Origin of the sequence: Bacteroides togonis (assembly GCF_900130135.1) — a bacterium.
Taxonomy (GTDB): domain Bacteria; phylum Bacteroidota; class Bacteroidia; order Bacteroidales; family Bacteroidaceae; genus Bacteroides; species Bacteroides pullorum.
Window position 1 is genome coordinate 439,930 of the sequence record NZ_LT670820.1, and the last position, 15,242, is coordinate 455,171.

Annotated in this window: 13 protein-coding genes and 1 tRNA gene; 6 read left to right on the forward strand and 8 right to left on the reverse strand. The window is 51.9% G+C overall.

Annotation, left to right across the window (positions count from 1 at the left end; genetic code table 11):
• Window positions 1–8: 8 nt before the first annotated feature.
• From BQ8005_RS17880 to BQ8005_RS02000, 6 genes are all read right to left on the reverse strand, one after another.
• Window positions 9–317, reverse strand: a complete 309-nt coding sequence (locus BQ8005_RS17880; protein WP_021846960.1) for a type II toxin-antitoxin system RelE/ParE family toxin — start codon at window positions 315–317, stop codon at window positions 9–11.
• The gene (locus BQ8005_RS01980) at window positions 311–553 is read right to left on the reverse strand and encodes a hypothetical protein (protein WP_021846959.1); all 243 of its coding nucleotides are present in this window, start codon (window positions 551–553) and stop codon (window positions 311–313) included. Before BQ8005_RS01980 ends, BQ8005_RS17880 begins: the two co-directional genes overlap by 7 nt.
• Before the next feature lie 98 nt (window positions 554–651).
• Entirely contained in the window at window positions 652–1,260 is a 609-nt protein-coding gene (locus BQ8005_RS01985) for a response regulator transcription factor (RefSeq protein ID WP_075318842.1), read from the reverse strand.
• A gap of 20 nt (window positions 1,261–1,280) precedes the next feature.
• Window positions 1,281–2,963 carry an NAD(P)/FAD-dependent oxidoreductase gene (locus BQ8005_RS01990; RefSeq protein ID WP_075316864.1) on the reverse strand — a complete coding sequence of 561 codons (1,683 nt, stop codon included), beginning with the start codon at window positions 2,961–2,963 and terminating at the stop codon, window positions 1,281–1,283.
• 6 nt (window positions 2,964–2,969) lie between these two features.
• Window positions 2,970–4,337 carry a DNA repair protein RadA gene (radA, locus tag BQ8005_RS01995; protein WP_021846956.1) on the reverse strand — a complete coding sequence of 456 codons (1,368 nt, stop codon included), beginning with the start codon at window positions 4,335–4,337 and terminating at the stop codon, window positions 2,970–2,972.
• Between the two features lie 10 nt (window positions 4,338–4,347).
• Entirely contained in the window at window positions 4,348–4,560 is a 213-nt protein-coding gene (locus tag BQ8005_RS02000; protein ID WP_075316865.1) for a hypothetical protein, read from the reverse strand.
• A 691-nt stretch (window positions 4,561–5,251) separates the two neighbouring features.
• On the opposite strand from BQ8005_RS02000, the gene BQ8005_RS02005 reads away from it, so the two are divergent.
• A complete protein-coding gene (locus BQ8005_RS02005) occupies window positions 5,252–5,794 on the forward strand; it encodes a beta-class carbonic anhydrase (RefSeq protein ID WP_075316866.1) in 543 nt (180 codons plus the stop codon).
• Between the two features lie 3 nt (window positions 5,795–5,797).
• Here the strand turns inward: BQ8005_RS02005 and BQ8005_RS02010 are convergent, their stop codons facing one another.
• Window positions 5,798–6,835: an asparaginase gene (locus BQ8005_RS02010; protein ID WP_075316867.1), complete on the reverse strand. Its 1,038-nt coding sequence runs from the start codon at window positions 6,833–6,835 to the stop codon at window positions 5,798–5,800.
• A 464-nt stretch (window positions 6,836–7,299) separates the two neighbouring features.
• Between BQ8005_RS02010 and thrA the strand changes: the two genes are divergently transcribed.
• From thrA to thrC, 3 genes are all read left to right on the forward strand, one after another.
• The gene (gene thrA / locus BQ8005_RS02015; RefSeq protein ID WP_075316868.1) at window positions 7,300–9,732 is read left to right on the forward strand and encodes a bifunctional aspartate kinase/homoserine dehydrogenase I; all 2,433 of its coding nucleotides are present in this window, start codon (window positions 7,300–7,302) and stop codon (window positions 9,730–9,732) included.
• A 90-nt stretch (window positions 9,733–9,822) separates the two neighbouring features.
• The gene (locus BQ8005_RS02020) at window positions 9,823–11,070 is read left to right on the forward strand and encodes a cofactor-independent phosphoglycerate mutase (RefSeq protein WP_075316869.1); all 1,248 of its coding nucleotides are present in this window, start codon (window positions 9,823–9,825) and stop codon (window positions 11,068–11,070) included.
• Window positions 11,071–11,088: 18 nt separating this feature from the next.
• Window positions 11,089–12,390, forward strand: coding sequence for a threonine synthase (gene thrC / locus BQ8005_RS02025; RefSeq protein WP_075316870.1), 1,302 nt, complete (start codon window positions 11,089–11,091; stop codon window positions 12,388–12,390).
• 113 nt (window positions 12,391–12,503) lie between these two features.
• Here thrC and BQ8005_RS02030 read toward each other — a convergent pair.
• Window positions 12,504–12,580, reverse strand: a tRNA-Met gene (locus BQ8005_RS02030).
• Window positions 12,581–12,853: 273 nt separating this feature from the next.
• Between BQ8005_RS02030 and BQ8005_RS02035 the strand changes: the two genes are divergently transcribed.
• Both BQ8005_RS02035 and BQ8005_RS02040 read left to right on the forward strand, forming a co-directional pair.
• Complete coding sequence (locus BQ8005_RS02035) at window positions 12,854–13,240, forward strand: START-like domain-containing protein (RefSeq protein ID WP_075318843.1); 387 nt, start codon at window positions 12,854–12,856, stop codon at window positions 13,238–13,240.
• A gap of 76 nt (window positions 13,241–13,316) precedes the next feature.
• A complete protein-coding gene (locus BQ8005_RS02040; RefSeq protein ID WP_075316871.1) occupies window positions 13,317–15,221 on the forward strand; it encodes an LptF/LptG family permease in 1,905 nt (634 codons plus the stop codon).
• Window positions 15,222–15,242 lie beyond the last annotated feature (21 nt).

Below are 15,242 nucleotides of genomic sequence, written 5' to 3' on the forward strand. Positions count from 1 at the left end.
AGGAAGGTTTATTGGTTTAGTAAGCTTTCCAGATATTGCGGATTGCGTCGTGTGTCCCATATAAAAGCAATGAGGACATGGTCAGCATAAATTAGGTAGAAAATCTTGCAATGATGTTTGACGATATAACGGTAGTCCGAAGGCTGTCCGTTTATGATTTCACGACTTCCCATTTCTGGAAAGATAAGTAGATAGCGTGTTTCGTTTCGAATCTCCCCGACAATTCTACGGGCTGTATCAGCCCCAGTCTGAGGTTGATAGAAGCGGAAAATGTTCCTTAGGCTTTCAATAGCTTGTTTCGACCAGCGTATTACCATGACTGTATTTCTTGAGCCAGTTCTTTGTCACTTAAGCTTTCTCCTTGTTTGTCCTCACATACAGCCTTGTCCATTAGTTTGTACAGCAAATCGGAGGGCATGGCTGCCAGTTGTTCGCCTGCTTCTTCGTTACGTATCAGGTGGCAGGCTGCAGCCAGTTTGGTCAAGGAAGCTTCGCTATTGAAACCATTGATGATTTCACGTACCAGTTCTAATTTGTATGCGTCCAGTTCCATAATCAGGTGTTGCTTGGGATTTTGTTAGATACAAAGATATGCAAAAACTTTGATATCTATGTGTTGTGGCTTGTCTATTTAATGTTTACTTTATCTTTTCAGATCTGGTCCGCTTCCACATAGCCGTGCATCACAGCATAGATGGTAAGGCCCGAGACAGACTTGATACCTAGCTTCTCCGTAATGTTCTTGCGATGGCTGATGACAGTAGTCAGGCTGATGTTCAGGCGGTCGGCTATCTCCTTGTTGATAAATCCCTTGACCACCAGCACCAGCACTTCTATCTCGCGTGCCGTCAGTTCGTGACCGGCAGGCACATTGGTCGGCTGGTCGGTGGGAGCAGGCAGCTTGCCGGGGTGACCATGCCGATGGCCATGTCCATGCAGTTGGACGATGCTCCGCACCAGTTCTTTTTCCGGCTGACAGATGTTCAGTGTCAGCACGCCTGCCAGTTGCGGACCGGCTTCGCCCGCGGCCAGCACGATGGTCTTGGGCCGTCGCGGCAGGAAGAACGCCGTATGCTCGAGGTACACCTGCGACGAGATGAAGTAGTGGGCATACATGTCGGGCGTGTCGTCCATAAAGGCTGCAAACGAGGGGAACGTACGGATGACGGCGCCAGGGATCAGCTCTTCGAGCAGGTCGCTCAGCCCCAGGTTGCTCAGGGTGTTGGAGCCGATAATGGCGATTTCGGGAGTGGATGTCATAATCAAGAGTTAAGTTATGGTTATTTATTTCCTTCGCAATATTCTGCCGCAGCCTCGGCACACCGTTCGCCATCCACACCAGCCGAGACGATGCCGCCGGCATAGCCAGCTCCCTCACCGCAGGGAAAGAGGCCGCGCAGGCGGACGTGCTGCAGGGTGTCGCAGTCGCGCACGATGCGGACGGGTGCCGACGTGCGGGTCTCTACGGCTATCATCACGGCGTCGTTGGTCAGGAAGCCATGGGCGTTGCGGCCGAACTGCTGGAAGCCTTTGGCCAGACGGCCGGCGATGAACGGGGGCAACCAGAAGTGCAGGGGCGAAGCAATCAGGCCGGGGGCGTACGACGTCTCAGGCAAGTCGGCACTGAGGCGGCGGTTCACGAAGTCGGCCATGCGCTGGGCGGGCGCCGTCTGCCGGCGGTTGCCCTGCTGCCAGCAGAGGCGTTCGAGGTGTTCCTGGAAGGAAAGCATATTTAATGAAGAATGAAGAATGGAAGCTGCGCTTCCGAATGAAGAATTTCTATCATCGCCCAATAATTCTTCATTCTTCATTCTTAATTCTTCATTTTCCAGGTCTTCCGGCCGTATCTCCACCACCATGCCGCTGTTGCTCCAGCGCGAGCCGCGGTTGCTGGGACTCATGCCGTTCACCACAATCTGTTCGGGACCGCTGGCGGCGGGCACGATGAAGCCGCCGGGGCACATGCAGAAACTGTACACGCCACGGCCGTCTACCTGCGTGACGAAGCTGTATTCGGCGGCGGGCAGGTACTTGCCGCGTCCGTTCTTGTTGTGATACTGTATCTGGTCGATGAGGGTGGCAGGATGTTCCAGGCGCACGCCCACGGCGATACCCTTGGCCTCAATTTCCACGCCGTTGGCAGCCAGCCAGCGGTAGACGTCGCGGGCAGAGTGGCCCGTGGCCAGGATGACGGGGCCGAGGAACGTCTGACCCGTGTGGGTTTCGATACCCTTTACCTCGTCTCCCTCGATGAGCAGAGCGTCCATGCGTGTCTGGAAATGAACTTCGCCGCCACACTGAAGAATGGTGTTGCGCATGTTCTCGATGACGCGGGGCAGCTTGTCGGTGCCGATGTGCGGATGGGCGTCCACCAGGATGGAAGTGGAGGCGCCGTGCTGGCAGAAGACGTTGAGTATCTTGTCCACATTGCCGCGCTTCTTGCTGCGGGTGTAGAGCTTGCCGTCGGAGTAGGCTCCCGCGCCGCCTTCGCCGAAGCTGTAGTTCGACTCGGGGTCCACGGCCTGTGTGCGGCCGATCTGGGCCAGGTCTTTCTTGCGCTCGCGCACGTCCTTGCCGCGCTCCACCACCACGGGGCGCAGGCCCAGCTCGATGAGGCGCAGGGCGGCAACCACCACCACGGGGCGCAGGCCCAGCTCGATGAGGCGCAGGGCGGCAAAGAGGCCGCCGGGACCGGCACCCACGACGATGACCTGCGGGCGTCCTTCCACGTTGGGGTAGTCCGTATGCTGGTATTCGTCGTCCTTGGGCACTTCGTTGACGTAGGCCCGCACGGTGAGGTTCACGAAGACCGTCCGTTGGCGGGCGTCGATGCTCCGCTTCAGGATGCGGGTGGCGTTGAGGGTTCTCTCGTCAAGGCCTTTCTCGCGTACGAGATAGGCTTTCAATCGTTGTTCGTTGGCTGCTACCTCGGGTAGCACTCTGATCGTATATTCGTATGTCATAGGTCCTTATCCAAAAAGTGTTCTGAAAGCTTCCTCCACCTTTCTCACCGGCACCAGCTCGATGTGCAGCTTCCGCGTGTCCAGTCCCTGCAGGTTGTGCTTGGGCAGGATGAAGCGCTTGAAGCCCAGCTTTTCGGCCTCTCCGATGCGCTGTTCGATGCGGTTCACGGGGCGTATCTCGCCCGAGAGTCCTACTTCGCCCGCCATGCACACTTCGGCTTCGATTTCCGTGTCCACGTTGCTCGACAGGATGGCGCTGATGACGGCCAGGTCGATGGCAGGGTCGTTCACCTTCAGGCCGCCGGCGATGTTCAGGAAGACGTCCTTCTGTGCCAGCTTGAAGCCTACGCGCTTTTCGAGCACGGCCAGGAGCATGTTCATGCGGCGCAGGTCGAAGCCCGTGGCCGAACGTTGAGGATTGCCGTAGACGGCGGAGCTGACCAGTGCTTGCGTCTCGATGAGAAACGGACGTACACCCTCGATGGCCGAAGCGATGGCTACACCGCTCATGCCTTCGTGGTCCTGGCTCAGGAGCAGTTCAGAAGGGTTGCTCACTTGTCGCAGGCCGTCCTGACGCATCTCGTAGATGCCCAGTTCGGCAGTGCTGCCGAAGCGGTTCTTGATGCTGCGCAGGATGCGGTACAGGTAGTGCTGGTCGCCCTCGAACTGGAGGACGGTGTCCACAATGTGTTCCAGCACCTTGGGGCCCGCGATGCTGCCTTCCTTGTTGATGTGGCCGATGAGGATGACCGCCGTATGCGTTTCCTTGGCAAAGCGCAGGATGCTGGCGGCACACTCGCGCACCTGGGCGATGCTGCCGGGCGAGGACTCCAGCGCTTCGGTCGAGATGGTCTGTATGGAGTCGATGATGACCAGGTCGGGACGGGTGTTCTTGATGTGGACATAGATCTGTTCGAGCGACGTCTCGCAGACGATGAGGCAGTCGGACGACTGCTTGGTCAGGCGCTCGGCACGCAGCTTCAGCTGGCGGGCACTTTCCTCACCCGAGACGTAGAGTACGCGCTTCTCCGTCAGTCGCAGGACGGTCTGCAGCACCAGGGTCGATTTGCCGATACCCGGCTCACCGCCTATCAGCACCAGCGACCCCTGTACCAGTCCACCGCCCAGCACGCGGTTCAGCTCGGCGTCGTGCAGGTCGATGCGTGGTTCGTCTGCGGCCTCTATCTCGTCCAGCGTCACGGGTTTGGCTTTCGTCGGCGCGATGCCTGCCTCGGGCCGTCGGGCTACGGGTTCCTTGCGCACGATTTCCTCGACGAAGGTATTCCACTGCCCGCACGCAGGGCACTTTCCCTGCCACTTGGGCGACTCCTGTCCGCAGTTGCTGCACACGTACACGGTTTTTTCTTTGGCCATATCAGAACGTTTAAAAAGATTGTGGCTTCAAAGATAGTGCAAACCGGGAGAAGCACAAAGCGAAAACATAGTTTTCGGCTTTTTCGCCTTTTTCTTGTTTGGCTGCACCTTGCCAGCTTTTCTCTTTCTGTTGTCCCGATTGTTGACGGACATTTGTTGCTTTTTCTGTGTATATGCTTTCGTTTCCACTCTTTTTCTCGGAGAACTCCGCCGGGGCCGGCATCCGTCGTTGTTTTCCGTTATCGACGCTGTAAAGATACTCCTTCTTTTTGTACGGTCCAAAATTTGCCCCTCTGTAATCGCTAAAAATCTGTTAACAAAAACCTTGTTTTTGTGTTAATAAAACTAATTCGCTGGTTTCCAGTGTGGAAAACAACGTTTTCGCGCTGGCAGGACGTCGTTTTCTTTTCGTTACTCCGTCGCTATGTGTTTTAGGAATGGATTGCATTTGGTGTGTGAATGAGAAAACGAGAACTGTCAACTGTCAACTGTAAGGCTGAAAATTGCAGGATTTCCCTTACAGCTGACAGTTGACAGTTTTCTAATTTCAGTCTGGAAAAAAGCGCTTACAACTTTTATATTATATATATAAATATATATATATAATATAAACTATAATTATCAATTTTTCTCTCTGTCTCTTCCTGATTTTATAAACTGTCAACTGTCAGCTGTAAGGGGTGTGTGGAGTGGGCGTGCTGCTTGTTCTTGTAGATCAATGATTTAGTTTTTGTTAACATGAAATTCGGTTTTTGTTAACAGATTTTTAGGGGTTATAGGAGGCTTGTTTTTGGTCGTTACGTAGTGAAGCTTTAATTTTGCTGTATCGACGCAAGGGGAGAAGTGTGGCGGATGCCGGCCTGCCGAAGTATTCTCTCCGAAACAGTTTTCACTCAAAAAAGGTAAGGAAACGTATGATTGATGAAATTCTGAAATTCAACAAGCAGTTTGTGGCCGAAAAGGGTTATGAACGGTTTATCACGACAAAGTATCCCGACAAGAAGATAGCCATCCTGTCGTGCATGGATACGCGGCTGACGGAGCTGCTGCCCGCTGCACTGGGCATCAAGAACGGCGACGTGAAGATGATCAAGAATGCGGGAGGCATCATCTCACATCCCTTTGGGAGCGTGATTCGCAGTCTGCTGGTGGCCATCTACGAACTGGGTGTGACGGAGGTGATGGTCATTGCCCACTCCGACTGCGGGGCGTGCCACATGAGCAGCGAACAGATGATAGCCCACATGAAGGCGCGGGGCATCAAGCAGGAGACGATTGACATGATGCGCTTCTGTGGCGTGGACTTCGAGTCGTGGCTTTATGGCTTCGGCGATACGGAGAAGTCGGTGCGACAGACGGTGGACGCCATCCTGAACCATCCGCTCATCCCGCACGACATACGTGTGTCGGGCTACATCATCGACTCCGTGACGGGCAAGCTGACGCCGGTGGAATAGGGGTCAGACGGTGATTTCGCCTGCCAGGGGGACAGTCATCAGGCGGCGCACTTCGTCGGGGCCGTAGTTGTGGCCCAGGAGGAACATCAGCTTGGTGACGGCCGATTCGGTGGTGCTGTCGTAGCCGCTCACCACGCCGGCCTGCATCAGCCAGTAGCCCGTCTCGTAGCGTTCCATCTCGACCATGCCGGCATGGCATTGGGTGACGTTGACAATGACGATTCCCCGCAGGCTGGCGGCTTGCAGAAGGCGTAGGAACCACTCCTTGCGGGGGGCGTTGCCCGAGCCGTAGGTTTCGAGCACCACGGCTTTCAGCCCTTCGGTGGCCAGCAGGGAGGCTACAATGTTTTCCTGAATGCCGGGGAAGAGCTTCAGGATGGCAATGTTGGTATCCAGCAGGTAGTGGGGTTTCAGCGCAGCTGCGCTGGGATGGGCGTGGATTTGCACATTATTATATTTGATGTGGATGCCGGCCGACGCCAGGTTGGGGTAGTTGAACGAGCGGAAAGCATTGAAGTTTTCGGCGTTCATCTTGGTGGTACGGTTGCCGCGCATCAGGTGGTTTTCGAAGAAGATGCAGACTTCGGGTACCACGGGGCGTCCGTTGGGATGGCAGGCGGTGGCTATCTCGATGCTGGTCAGCAGATTTTCCTTGCCGTCGGTACGCAGGACGCCGATGGGCAGCTGCGAGCCGGTCAGGATGACGGGCTTGTTCAGGTTTTCAAGCATGAAGCTCAGTGCCGAAGCCGTGTAGGCCATCGTATCGGTGCCGTGCAGGATGACGAAGCCCGTGTACTGGTCGTAGTGGTCGCTAATGATGCGCACCAGTCGTTGCCATGCCTCGGGATCCATGTCCGACGAATCCATTGGAGGGTCGAACTGATATGTGTCGATGCAGAAACCGAAGTTTTGCAGCTCGGGAATGTGCTTCTGGAGCTGCTCCATGTTGAAGTTTTCCAGTGCACCTGTCTCGGGGTTTTCTATCATTCCGATAGTACCGCCGGTGTATATTAGCAAAACGGAAGTATTATTGGCGACCATACAATGTTTTATTTCACGATTTCTCTGCAAATATAGTTATATTTCTTTAAAGTGCTGACAAAATGAAAGAAAAGTAGCGCGGAATGTTCTGTTTTCCGCCTGTGGAAATAGAAAAATAGAAGGGCGCTTTCGGACATTTGTCTTGACTTTTGGGGTGCTTTCTGCACTTTTATCGCAAAAAAGTGGGGAAAAGTGTTAGATTGAATGTTTTTATTGCTATATTTGCGGCAACCTATCAAAAAACAACGAAGGAACAGAGACTATGAACGGATACTATTTTTATACAGGGACATCCATGTGTACCATGACCCTTAGGGGTTAGGGGATAGTATTTGTGTTTCTACGTGTTACACTATTTTTCAGCAGTTTTTTCAATTTTACATTTTCAGGAACGTCAGTGCAGACCCTTTCGAGGTGTTTGCTTCCGACACATTGTATCACCCTTTCAATCTATATACAGAGAAATGAAAGTTATGAAATTCGGCGGAACGTCAGTAGGTTCCGCAAAAAGCATTTTGAGCGTCAAAAAGATAGTAGAGGCCGCAGACGAGCCGGTGATTGTGGTTGTTTCGGCTTTGGGAGGCATTACGGACAAGCTGATAGATACTTCCCGCAAAGCGGCGGCTGGTGATGCCTCTTACGAGGATGGTTTTCGTGAAATCGTATTCCGCCATGTGGAGATGATCAGAGAGGCTTTTCCGGCCGGTCCTCAACAGATGGAATTGCAACATAAGGTGGGCGAACTGCTGAACGAGCTGAAAGATATCTTCCAAGGTATCTACCTCATCAAAGACCTGTCGCAGAAAACGTCGGATACCATCGTGAGCTACGGCGAGCGCATTTCGTCTATCATTGCAGCCCAGCTGACGGGAGCCGAATGGTTTGACTCGCGCCAGTTCATCAAGACGGAAAAGAAGTTTTCCAAGCATGTGCTCGACAAGGAACTGACCAACCGACTGGTGCGTAGCACCTTTGCCAACCTGCCCAAACGTTCGCTGGTGCCTGGCTTCATTGCCACCGACGTGACGACAGGCGACGTGACCAACCTGGGACGGGGCGGGTCTGACTATACGGCCGCCATCATCGCAGCTGCTCTCGATGCCGACTCGTTGGAGATATGGACCGACGTGGACGGCTTCATGACTGCCGATCCGCGCGTCATTTCTACTGCCTACACCATCAACGAGCTGAGCTATGTGGAGGCTACGGAGTTGTGTAACTTCGGCGCCAAGGTGGTCTATCCGCCCACGATCTACCCCGTTTGCCACAAGAACATCCCCATCCTTATCAAGAATACCTTCAACCCCGAAGGCGAAGGAACCATCATCAAGCAGGAGGTGTCCGATCCGCAGAGCAAGCCCATCAAGGGTATCTCGTCCATCAACGACACCACGCTGATCACGGTCCAGGGTCTGGGTATGGTAGGCGTTATCGGTGTGAACTACCGCATCTTTAAGGCGTTGGCCAAAAACGGCATCAGCGTGTTCCTCGTGTCGCAGGCGTCGTCGGAAAATTCTACTTCTATCGGTGTGCGCAATGCCGACGCCGATCTGGCTTGTGCCGTGCTGACCGAAGAATTTGCCAAGGAAATCGAGATGGGTGAAATCTCGCCCATCCAGGCGGAGAAGAACCTGGCGACGGTCGCTATCGTAGGCGAGAACATGAAGCATACGCCGGGTATCGCAGGCAAGCTGTTCGGCACGCTGGGACGCAACGGTATCAATGTGATAGCTTGTGCGCAGGGTGCTTCGGAGACGAACATTTCATTCGTAGTCGAAAGCAAGTCGCTTCGTAAGTCGCTCAACGTCATCCACGACTCGTTCTTCCTTTCCGAATACCAGGTGCTCAACCTCTTCATCTGTGGTATCGGCACGGTAGGTGGAAGTCTCATCGAACAAATTCAGAGTCAGCGCCAGAAGTTGATGCAGGAGAACGGCCTTCAGCTGAATGTGGTGGGTATTGCCGACGCTTCGAAAGCGCTCTTCTGCCGCGAAGGCATCGACCTGGAGCACTATCGCGAGGACTTGAAGCAGAAGGGGATGGACAGCTCGCTGGGCGTGTTGCGTAACGAGATTATCGGCATGAACATCTTCAATTCGGTGTTTGTCGACTGTACAGCCAGTGCGGGTGTTGCTTCTCTCTACAAAGACTTGCTGCAACACAACGTGTCCGTGGTGGCCGCCAACAAGATTGCCGCCTCGTCGGAGTACGAAAACTATCGTGAACTGAAGCAGATAGCCCGCCAACGTGGGGTGAAGTACCTCTTCGAAACCAATGTAGGCGCAGGTCTGCCCATCATCAATACCATCAACGACCTTATCCATAGCGGCGACAAGATCCTGAAGATCGAGGCCGTGTTGAGCGGAACGCTGAACTATATCTTCAACAAGATCAGTGCCGACGTGCCCTTTAGCCAGACTATCCGCATGGCGCAGGAGGAGCGCTACTCCGAACCCGATCCGCGCATCGACCTCAGCGGCAAGGACGTTATCCGCAAACTGGTCATCCTGGCGCGTGAAGCCGGTTACCGTCTGGAGCAGGACGACGTGGAGAAACACCTCTTCGTGCCCGACGACTTCTTCGAAGGTTCCTTGGACGACTTTTGGAAGAAAGTGCCTACATTGGATGCCGACTTCGAAGCCCGTCGCCAGGTGCTCGAGGCCGAAAAGAAACATTGGCGTTTCGTGGCCCGTCTGGAGGATGGCAAAGCTTCGGTAGGCCTGCAGGAAGTGGGCATCGGCCATCCTTTCTATGGCTTGGAGGGCAGCAACAACATCATTCTGCTCACCACCGAACGCTACCGCGAATATCCAATGATGATTCAAGGCTATGGCGCAGGAGCCAGTGTGACGGCCGCTGGCGTCTTTGCCGACATCATGAGCATTGCGAACGTTTAATAAATGGAAAATTGAGAATGGAAAATTGAAAATGAACGTATAGTCACTTCGCAATTCTCCATTTTCAATTTTCAATTATCCATTAAAGAAATGAAACACATCATTATATTGGGCGACGGCATGGCCGACTGGCCTGTCAAGTCGCTGGGCGGCAAGACGTTGCTGCAGGCCGCCCATACACCCTACATGGACAAGCTGGCCCGCATGGGGCGTACAGGACGTCTCGTTACTGTGGCCGAAGGCTTTCATCCGGGCAGCGAGGTAGCCAATATGTCGGTCATGGGTTATAACTTGCCCAAGGTGTACGAAGGACGTGGCCCGCTGGAAGCCGCCAGCATTGGCGTCGACCTGAAGCCGGGCGAGATGGCTATGCGATGCAACATCATCTGTATCGAAGGCGACCTGCTGAAGAACCATTCGGCTGGTCACATCACAACACCCGAAGCCGACATACTGGTGAAGTATCTTCAGGAGAAGTTGGGAAACGAGCGGGTACACTTCTATACAGGTGTGCAATACCGCCATCTGCTGGTGATCAAGGGAGGCGACAAACGTATCGATTGTACACCGCCTCACGACGTGCCGCTCAAGCCCTACCGCCCTCTGATGGTGAAGCCTATGCCAGGTACGGAACACATTACCCAGCCCGAAGGCGGTGCCGAACTTACACCCCAGCAGACAGCCGACCTGATCAATGAGCTGATCGTGCGCTCGCAGGAATTGCTCGAAGACCATCCGCTCAACCTGAAGCGCAAGGCCGAGGGGAAGGATCCTGCCAACAGCATCTGGCCATGGAGTCCAGGCTATCGTCCGCAGATGGAGCCGCTGGCCGAGAAATATCCCCAAATCCGCAAGGGCAGTGTCATTTCAGCCGTCGACCTGATCAATGGTATCGGTTACTATGCAGGTCTGCGACGTCTGACAGTAGAGGGCGCCACCGGCTTGTATGATACCAACTACGAAAACAAGGCTGCCGCTGCGCTCGAGGCGCTGAAGACCGACGACTTCGTTTACCTTCATGTGGAGGCCAGTGACGAGGCGGGCCACGAGGGCGATGTGGACTTGAAGATACGCACCATCGAGAACTTGGACAGTCGCGCCATTGGCCCCATCTACGAGGTGGTGAAGGATTGGGACGAACCGATAGCCATTGCTGTCCTGCCTGATCATCCCACGCCCTGCGAACTGCGCACGCATACGGCCGAACCTGTACCTTTCCTCATCTGGTATCCGGGCATCGAACCCGACGAGGTGCAGACCTTCGACGAAGTGGCGGCCTGCAACGGCGCTTATGGCCTGATGAAGGAAGACGAGTTTATGAACGAATTTATGAAATAACCCAAATACCGAAAAAACATGAAATACTATAGCACCAACCAACAGGAACGCAATGTCAGCCTGGAAGAGGCCGTTGTCAAAGGACTGGCCGCAGACAAGGGACTTTACATGCCCGATGTCATCAAGTCGCTGCCCGCATCGTTTTACGACCACATCGAGGATCTCAGCTTTCAGAAGATTGCCTGCCGTGTGGCCGATGCCTTCTTTGGCGAAGACGTACCGGCCGACACCTTGAAGCAGATTGTCTGCGACACGCTGAGCTTCGACGCACCGCTGGTGCCCGTGTCAGACAACATCTATTCGCTGGAGCTTTTCCATGGCCCTACGCTGGCTTTCAAGGATGTAGGCGGCCGCTTCATGGCACGTCTGCTGGGGCACTTTATCCGCAAGGAGGGCAAGCGGCAGGTCAATGTACTGGTAGCCACTTCGGGCGACACAGGCAGCGCAGTGGCCAATGGCTTCTTGGGGGTGGAGGGTATCCACATCTATGTGCTCTATCCCAAAGGTAAGGTGAGCGAGATACAGGAGAAACAGTTTACGACCCTCGGGCAGAACATCACCGCCCTCGAAGTGGACGGCACTTTCGACGATTGCCAGGCGCTGGTAAAGGCAGCCTTCATGGACAAGGAGCTGAACGCCCACATGCAGCTGACGAGCGCCAACTCCATCAACGTGGCTCGCTTCCTGCCGCAGGCCTTCTATTATTTCTACGCCTACGCTCAACTGAAGAAGGCGGGTAAAGTCGATAACGTTGTTGTCTGTGTACCCAGCGGCAATTTCGGAAACATCACGGCAGGGCTCTTTGGCAAACGCATGGGGCTGCCCGTAAAGCGCTTCATCGCCGCCAACAATCGTAACGACATCTTCTACCAATACTTGCAGACAGGTGTCTATTCACCTCGTCCGTCGGTAGCCACTATTGCCAACGCCATGGATGTGGGTGCGCCCAGCAACTTTGCCCGTGTGCTCGATCTTTATGGCAATAGCCATGACGCTATCTGTGCCGACATCAGTGGGGCTACCTATACCGACGAACAGATAGCTGAAACGGTGAAGAACGTATGGCAGGCGCATCATTACCTGCTCGACCCGCATGGCGCTTGTGGCTATCGTGCCCTGTCCGAAGGATTGAAGTCGGGCGAAACAGGTATCTTCCTGGAGACGGCCCATCCCGCCAAGTTCAAGGATACGGTAGAGAAAATCATCGGTGAAGAAGTGGATATACCTGCCAAATTGCAGGCTTTCATGAGAGGCGAAAAGAAAAGCGTAGCGATGTCGAAAGAGTTTGCTGCGTTCAAAAACTATCTGATGAATAGATGAAAATCATTCCCTGGAGTTTGTTATGTTGAGCCGAGTTTGTATATAAACTCCAGGGAGTTGTCATAAAAAAAGACCGCCAAGTGTGGAAGCCACTCAACAGTCTGAATTTTTTGTGGTAGCGGGACCCGGGATTGAACCGGGGACCTCATGATTATGAATCATGCGCTCTAACCAGCTGAGCTATCCCGCCATCGTTTCTCGATTGCGGGTGCAAAGATACGACTTTTATTTAAACCTCCAAAATATTTCTCTCTTTTTTCTCCTTTTTTTGTGCTTTGTGGCACAAAACGATTGGGCTGGAGATGATTATTGAGAAAAGTTGGTTCTTTATGAATGAGTGTATGTGGTTTACAATCAGATTACTATGTTGTTTGTGTGATAGCAGGGATTATAAAAATGCAAAATAGTTTTCCGTAATTAGAAATAAAGTTATATCTTGGCGACGCAATTGAACAATGAAATCATGGAAAAGCAGAAAATACATTTGCAGTATCCGTTGAATGCGACTTCCAAGACAATTCTTTGGAATGCAATCAGTACTCCAAGTGGCCTGGAAGGCTGGTTTGCCGATGGTGTTCAGTCGGATAACAAGACTGTGACTTTTTTTTGGGGAAAAACAGAATCGAGAAGTGCTGAAATAATAGCAGTACGTGCTTATTCTTTCATTCGTTTTCGGTGGACAGATTTGAAAAATTCACGGGATTATTTTGAATTCAGAATGTCCAACAGTGAACTGACTAATGATTTCACACTTGAAATCATAGATTTTGCGGCTGAAAACGAAGTGGATGATATGCGTGAATTGTGGGATTCGCAAGTGGAAACCTTGCGTCGGGTATGTGGCTTTTAGTTAACTTTCAATTAAAAATTTCACATACTCCCATTTTTATACTACTTTTGTGCCTTCATCGTATGAGATAAGTAACATGCTGCGCATAAAAAAGTTAGATATATTTATTCTGAAGAGTTTTTGCCTGCTTTTTGCCGGTACCTTTTTCATTTGTCTTTTCATCTTCATGATGCAGTTCCTATGGAAATATGTGGATGAAATGGTGGGAAAGGGATTGGAAATGACGGTACTGGGACAGTTCTTCTTTTATTCGGCTTTGACACTGGTTCCTGCGTCCTTGCCGCTTGCTGTCCTGTTGGCGGCTCTTATCACTTTCGGTAACTTTGGTGAACGCTTTGAATTGCTTGCCATGAAGGCGGCTGGTATTTCTTTGGCTAGGATTATGAGGCCGCTGATTGTTTTCATAACGTTCATTTGTTGTGTTTCCTTTTACTTTCAGAATGTCATAGGTCCTAAGGCTCAGACAAAATTGTGGACCTTGGTAATTTCCATGAAGCAGAAATCGCCCGAATTGGATATTCCTGAGGGTGTTTTTTATGATGAAATCGATGGTTATAATTTGTATGTAAAGAAGAAGGACCGCGATACGGGTATGCTTTATGATGTGCTGATCTATAATTTTGAGAAGGGATTCGAGAATGCACAAATTATTAAATCCGATTCAGGACGTCTGGAAATGACAGCTGATAAGCAGCATTTGTATCTGCATCTATATAATGGCGAACAATTCGAGAACCTGAAATCTCAGAACATGAGTCAAAAGAATGTTCCTTATCGTCGGGAGACATTTAGGGAAAAGCATGCTATTATTGAGTTCGACTCAGACTTTAATATGGCCGATGAGGGAATTATGAGCGGACAGTCGAACAGTAAAGACATGCGTATGCTTCAGGCGGGTATTGACTCGATGACCGTGCGCAATGATAGTATCGGAAGGGCGTATTATAAGGAGGTTATGGCGAATACGTACAGTGTTTCTACATCATCGCTGTCGAAAGCGGATACGCTGAAGATTCAAGAAGCTAATTTGGCCTATTACGATGTGGATAGCTTGTATGCCTCGAAGACGTTGGCAGAGAAGCAGACGATTGTAAATGCGGCAATCAACCGCGCACAGAGTGTAGGGAGTGACTGGAGTTTCAAAAGCTTCAATATTTCGTCTACTGACACCAGCTTGCGTCGTCACATGACTGCCTGGCATGAAAAACTGACGCTTTCGTTGGCTTGCCTGATATTCCTTTTTATTGGAGCTCCTTTAGGAGGCATTATTCGTAAAGGAGGACTTGGTATGCCGGTTGTAGTGTCAGTGGTCATATTCATTATCTATTATATCATAAACAATACCGGTTATAAAATGGCTCGAGACGGTAAGTGGATTGTCTGGATGGGTATGTGGACCAGTACGGCTGTCTTGGCACCTCTTGGCGCATTCCTTACCTATAAATCGAACAATGACTCTGTGGTGTTGAACGCAGATGCCTATATCAACTGGTTTAAGAAAATTGTCGGAATACGCAGTGTACGTCACTTGTTCCGTAAGGAAGTCATTATCCATGATCCTGATTATAACCGTTTGCCTGCCGATTTGGAGGCATTGTCTGCACAATGTCGTGAATATTTAGAGAAACGCAATCTGAAACGTGCGCCGAATTATCTGAACTTATGGATGTCGGAAGGACGTGACGAAGAAGTGGAAAAGATCAGTGACCGCATGGAAGAGTTGGTTGAAGAAATGGCAAATACCCGTTCGGTCAGCCTGCTGATGGTGCTGAACAATTATCCGATCATTCCTGTTCATGCACATACGCGTCCTTTCCGCAATTATTGGCTCAATCTGGCTTGCGGTATTGTTTTGCCAGTGGGACTTTTCTTTTATTTCCGCATTTGGGCTTTCCGTTTGCGCTTATACAAGGATCTGGAACGTATCATCAAGACTAACAATGACGTGGTCTTGCTGATAGAAAAAGACAAGAATAAATAACCATTATATATTGACGAGAGG

Coding starts and splice junctions, on each gene's coding strand:
- BQ8005_RS01990 (WP_075316864.1), bottom strand. CDS start 2,963: ATGACATACGAATATACGATCAGAGTGCTACCCGAGGTAGCAGCCAAC.
- BQ8005_RS01980 (WP_021846959.1), bottom strand. CDS start 553: ATGGAACTGGACGCATACAAATTAGAACTGGTACGTGAAATCATCAAT.
- radA (WP_021846956.1), bottom strand. CDS start 4,337: ATGGCCAAAGAAAAAACCGTGTACGTGTGCAGCAACTGCGGACAGGAG.
- BQ8005_RS02010 (WP_075316867.1), bottom strand. CDS start 6,835: ATGGTCGCCAATAATACTTCCGTTTTGCTAATATACACCGGCGGTACT.
- BQ8005_RS17880 (WP_021846960.1), bottom strand. CDS start 317: ATGGTAATACGCTGGTCGAAACAAGCTATTGAAAGCCTAAGGAACATT.
- BQ8005_RS02005 (WP_075316866.1), top strand. CDS start 5,252: ATGATTGATGAAATTCTGAAATTCAACAAGCAGTTTGTGGCCGAAAAG.
- thrC (WP_075316870.1), top strand. CDS start 11,089: ATGAAATACTATAGCACCAACCAACAGGAACGCAATGTCAGCCTGGAA.
- BQ8005_RS02040 (WP_075316871.1), top strand. CDS start 13,317: ATGCTGCGCATAAAAAAGTTAGATATATTTATTCTGAAGAGTTTTTGC.
- BQ8005_RS01985 (WP_075318842.1), bottom strand. CDS start 1,260: ATGACATCCACTCCCGAAATCGCCATTATCGGCTCCAACACCCTGAGC.
- BQ8005_RS02035 (WP_075318843.1), top strand. CDS start 12,854: ATGGAAAAGCAGAAAATACATTTGCAGTATCCGTTGAATGCGACTTCC.
- thrA (WP_075316868.1), top strand. CDS start 7,300: ATGAAAGTTATGAAATTCGGCGGAACGTCAGTAGGTTCCGCAAAAAGC.
- BQ8005_RS02020 (WP_075316869.1), top strand. CDS start 9,823: ATGAAACACATCATTATATTGGGCGACGGCATGGCCGACTGGCCTGTC.
- BQ8005_RS02000 (WP_075316865.1), bottom strand. CDS start 4,560: ATGCCGGCCCCGGCGGAGTTCTCCGAGAAAAAGAGTGGAAACGAAAGC.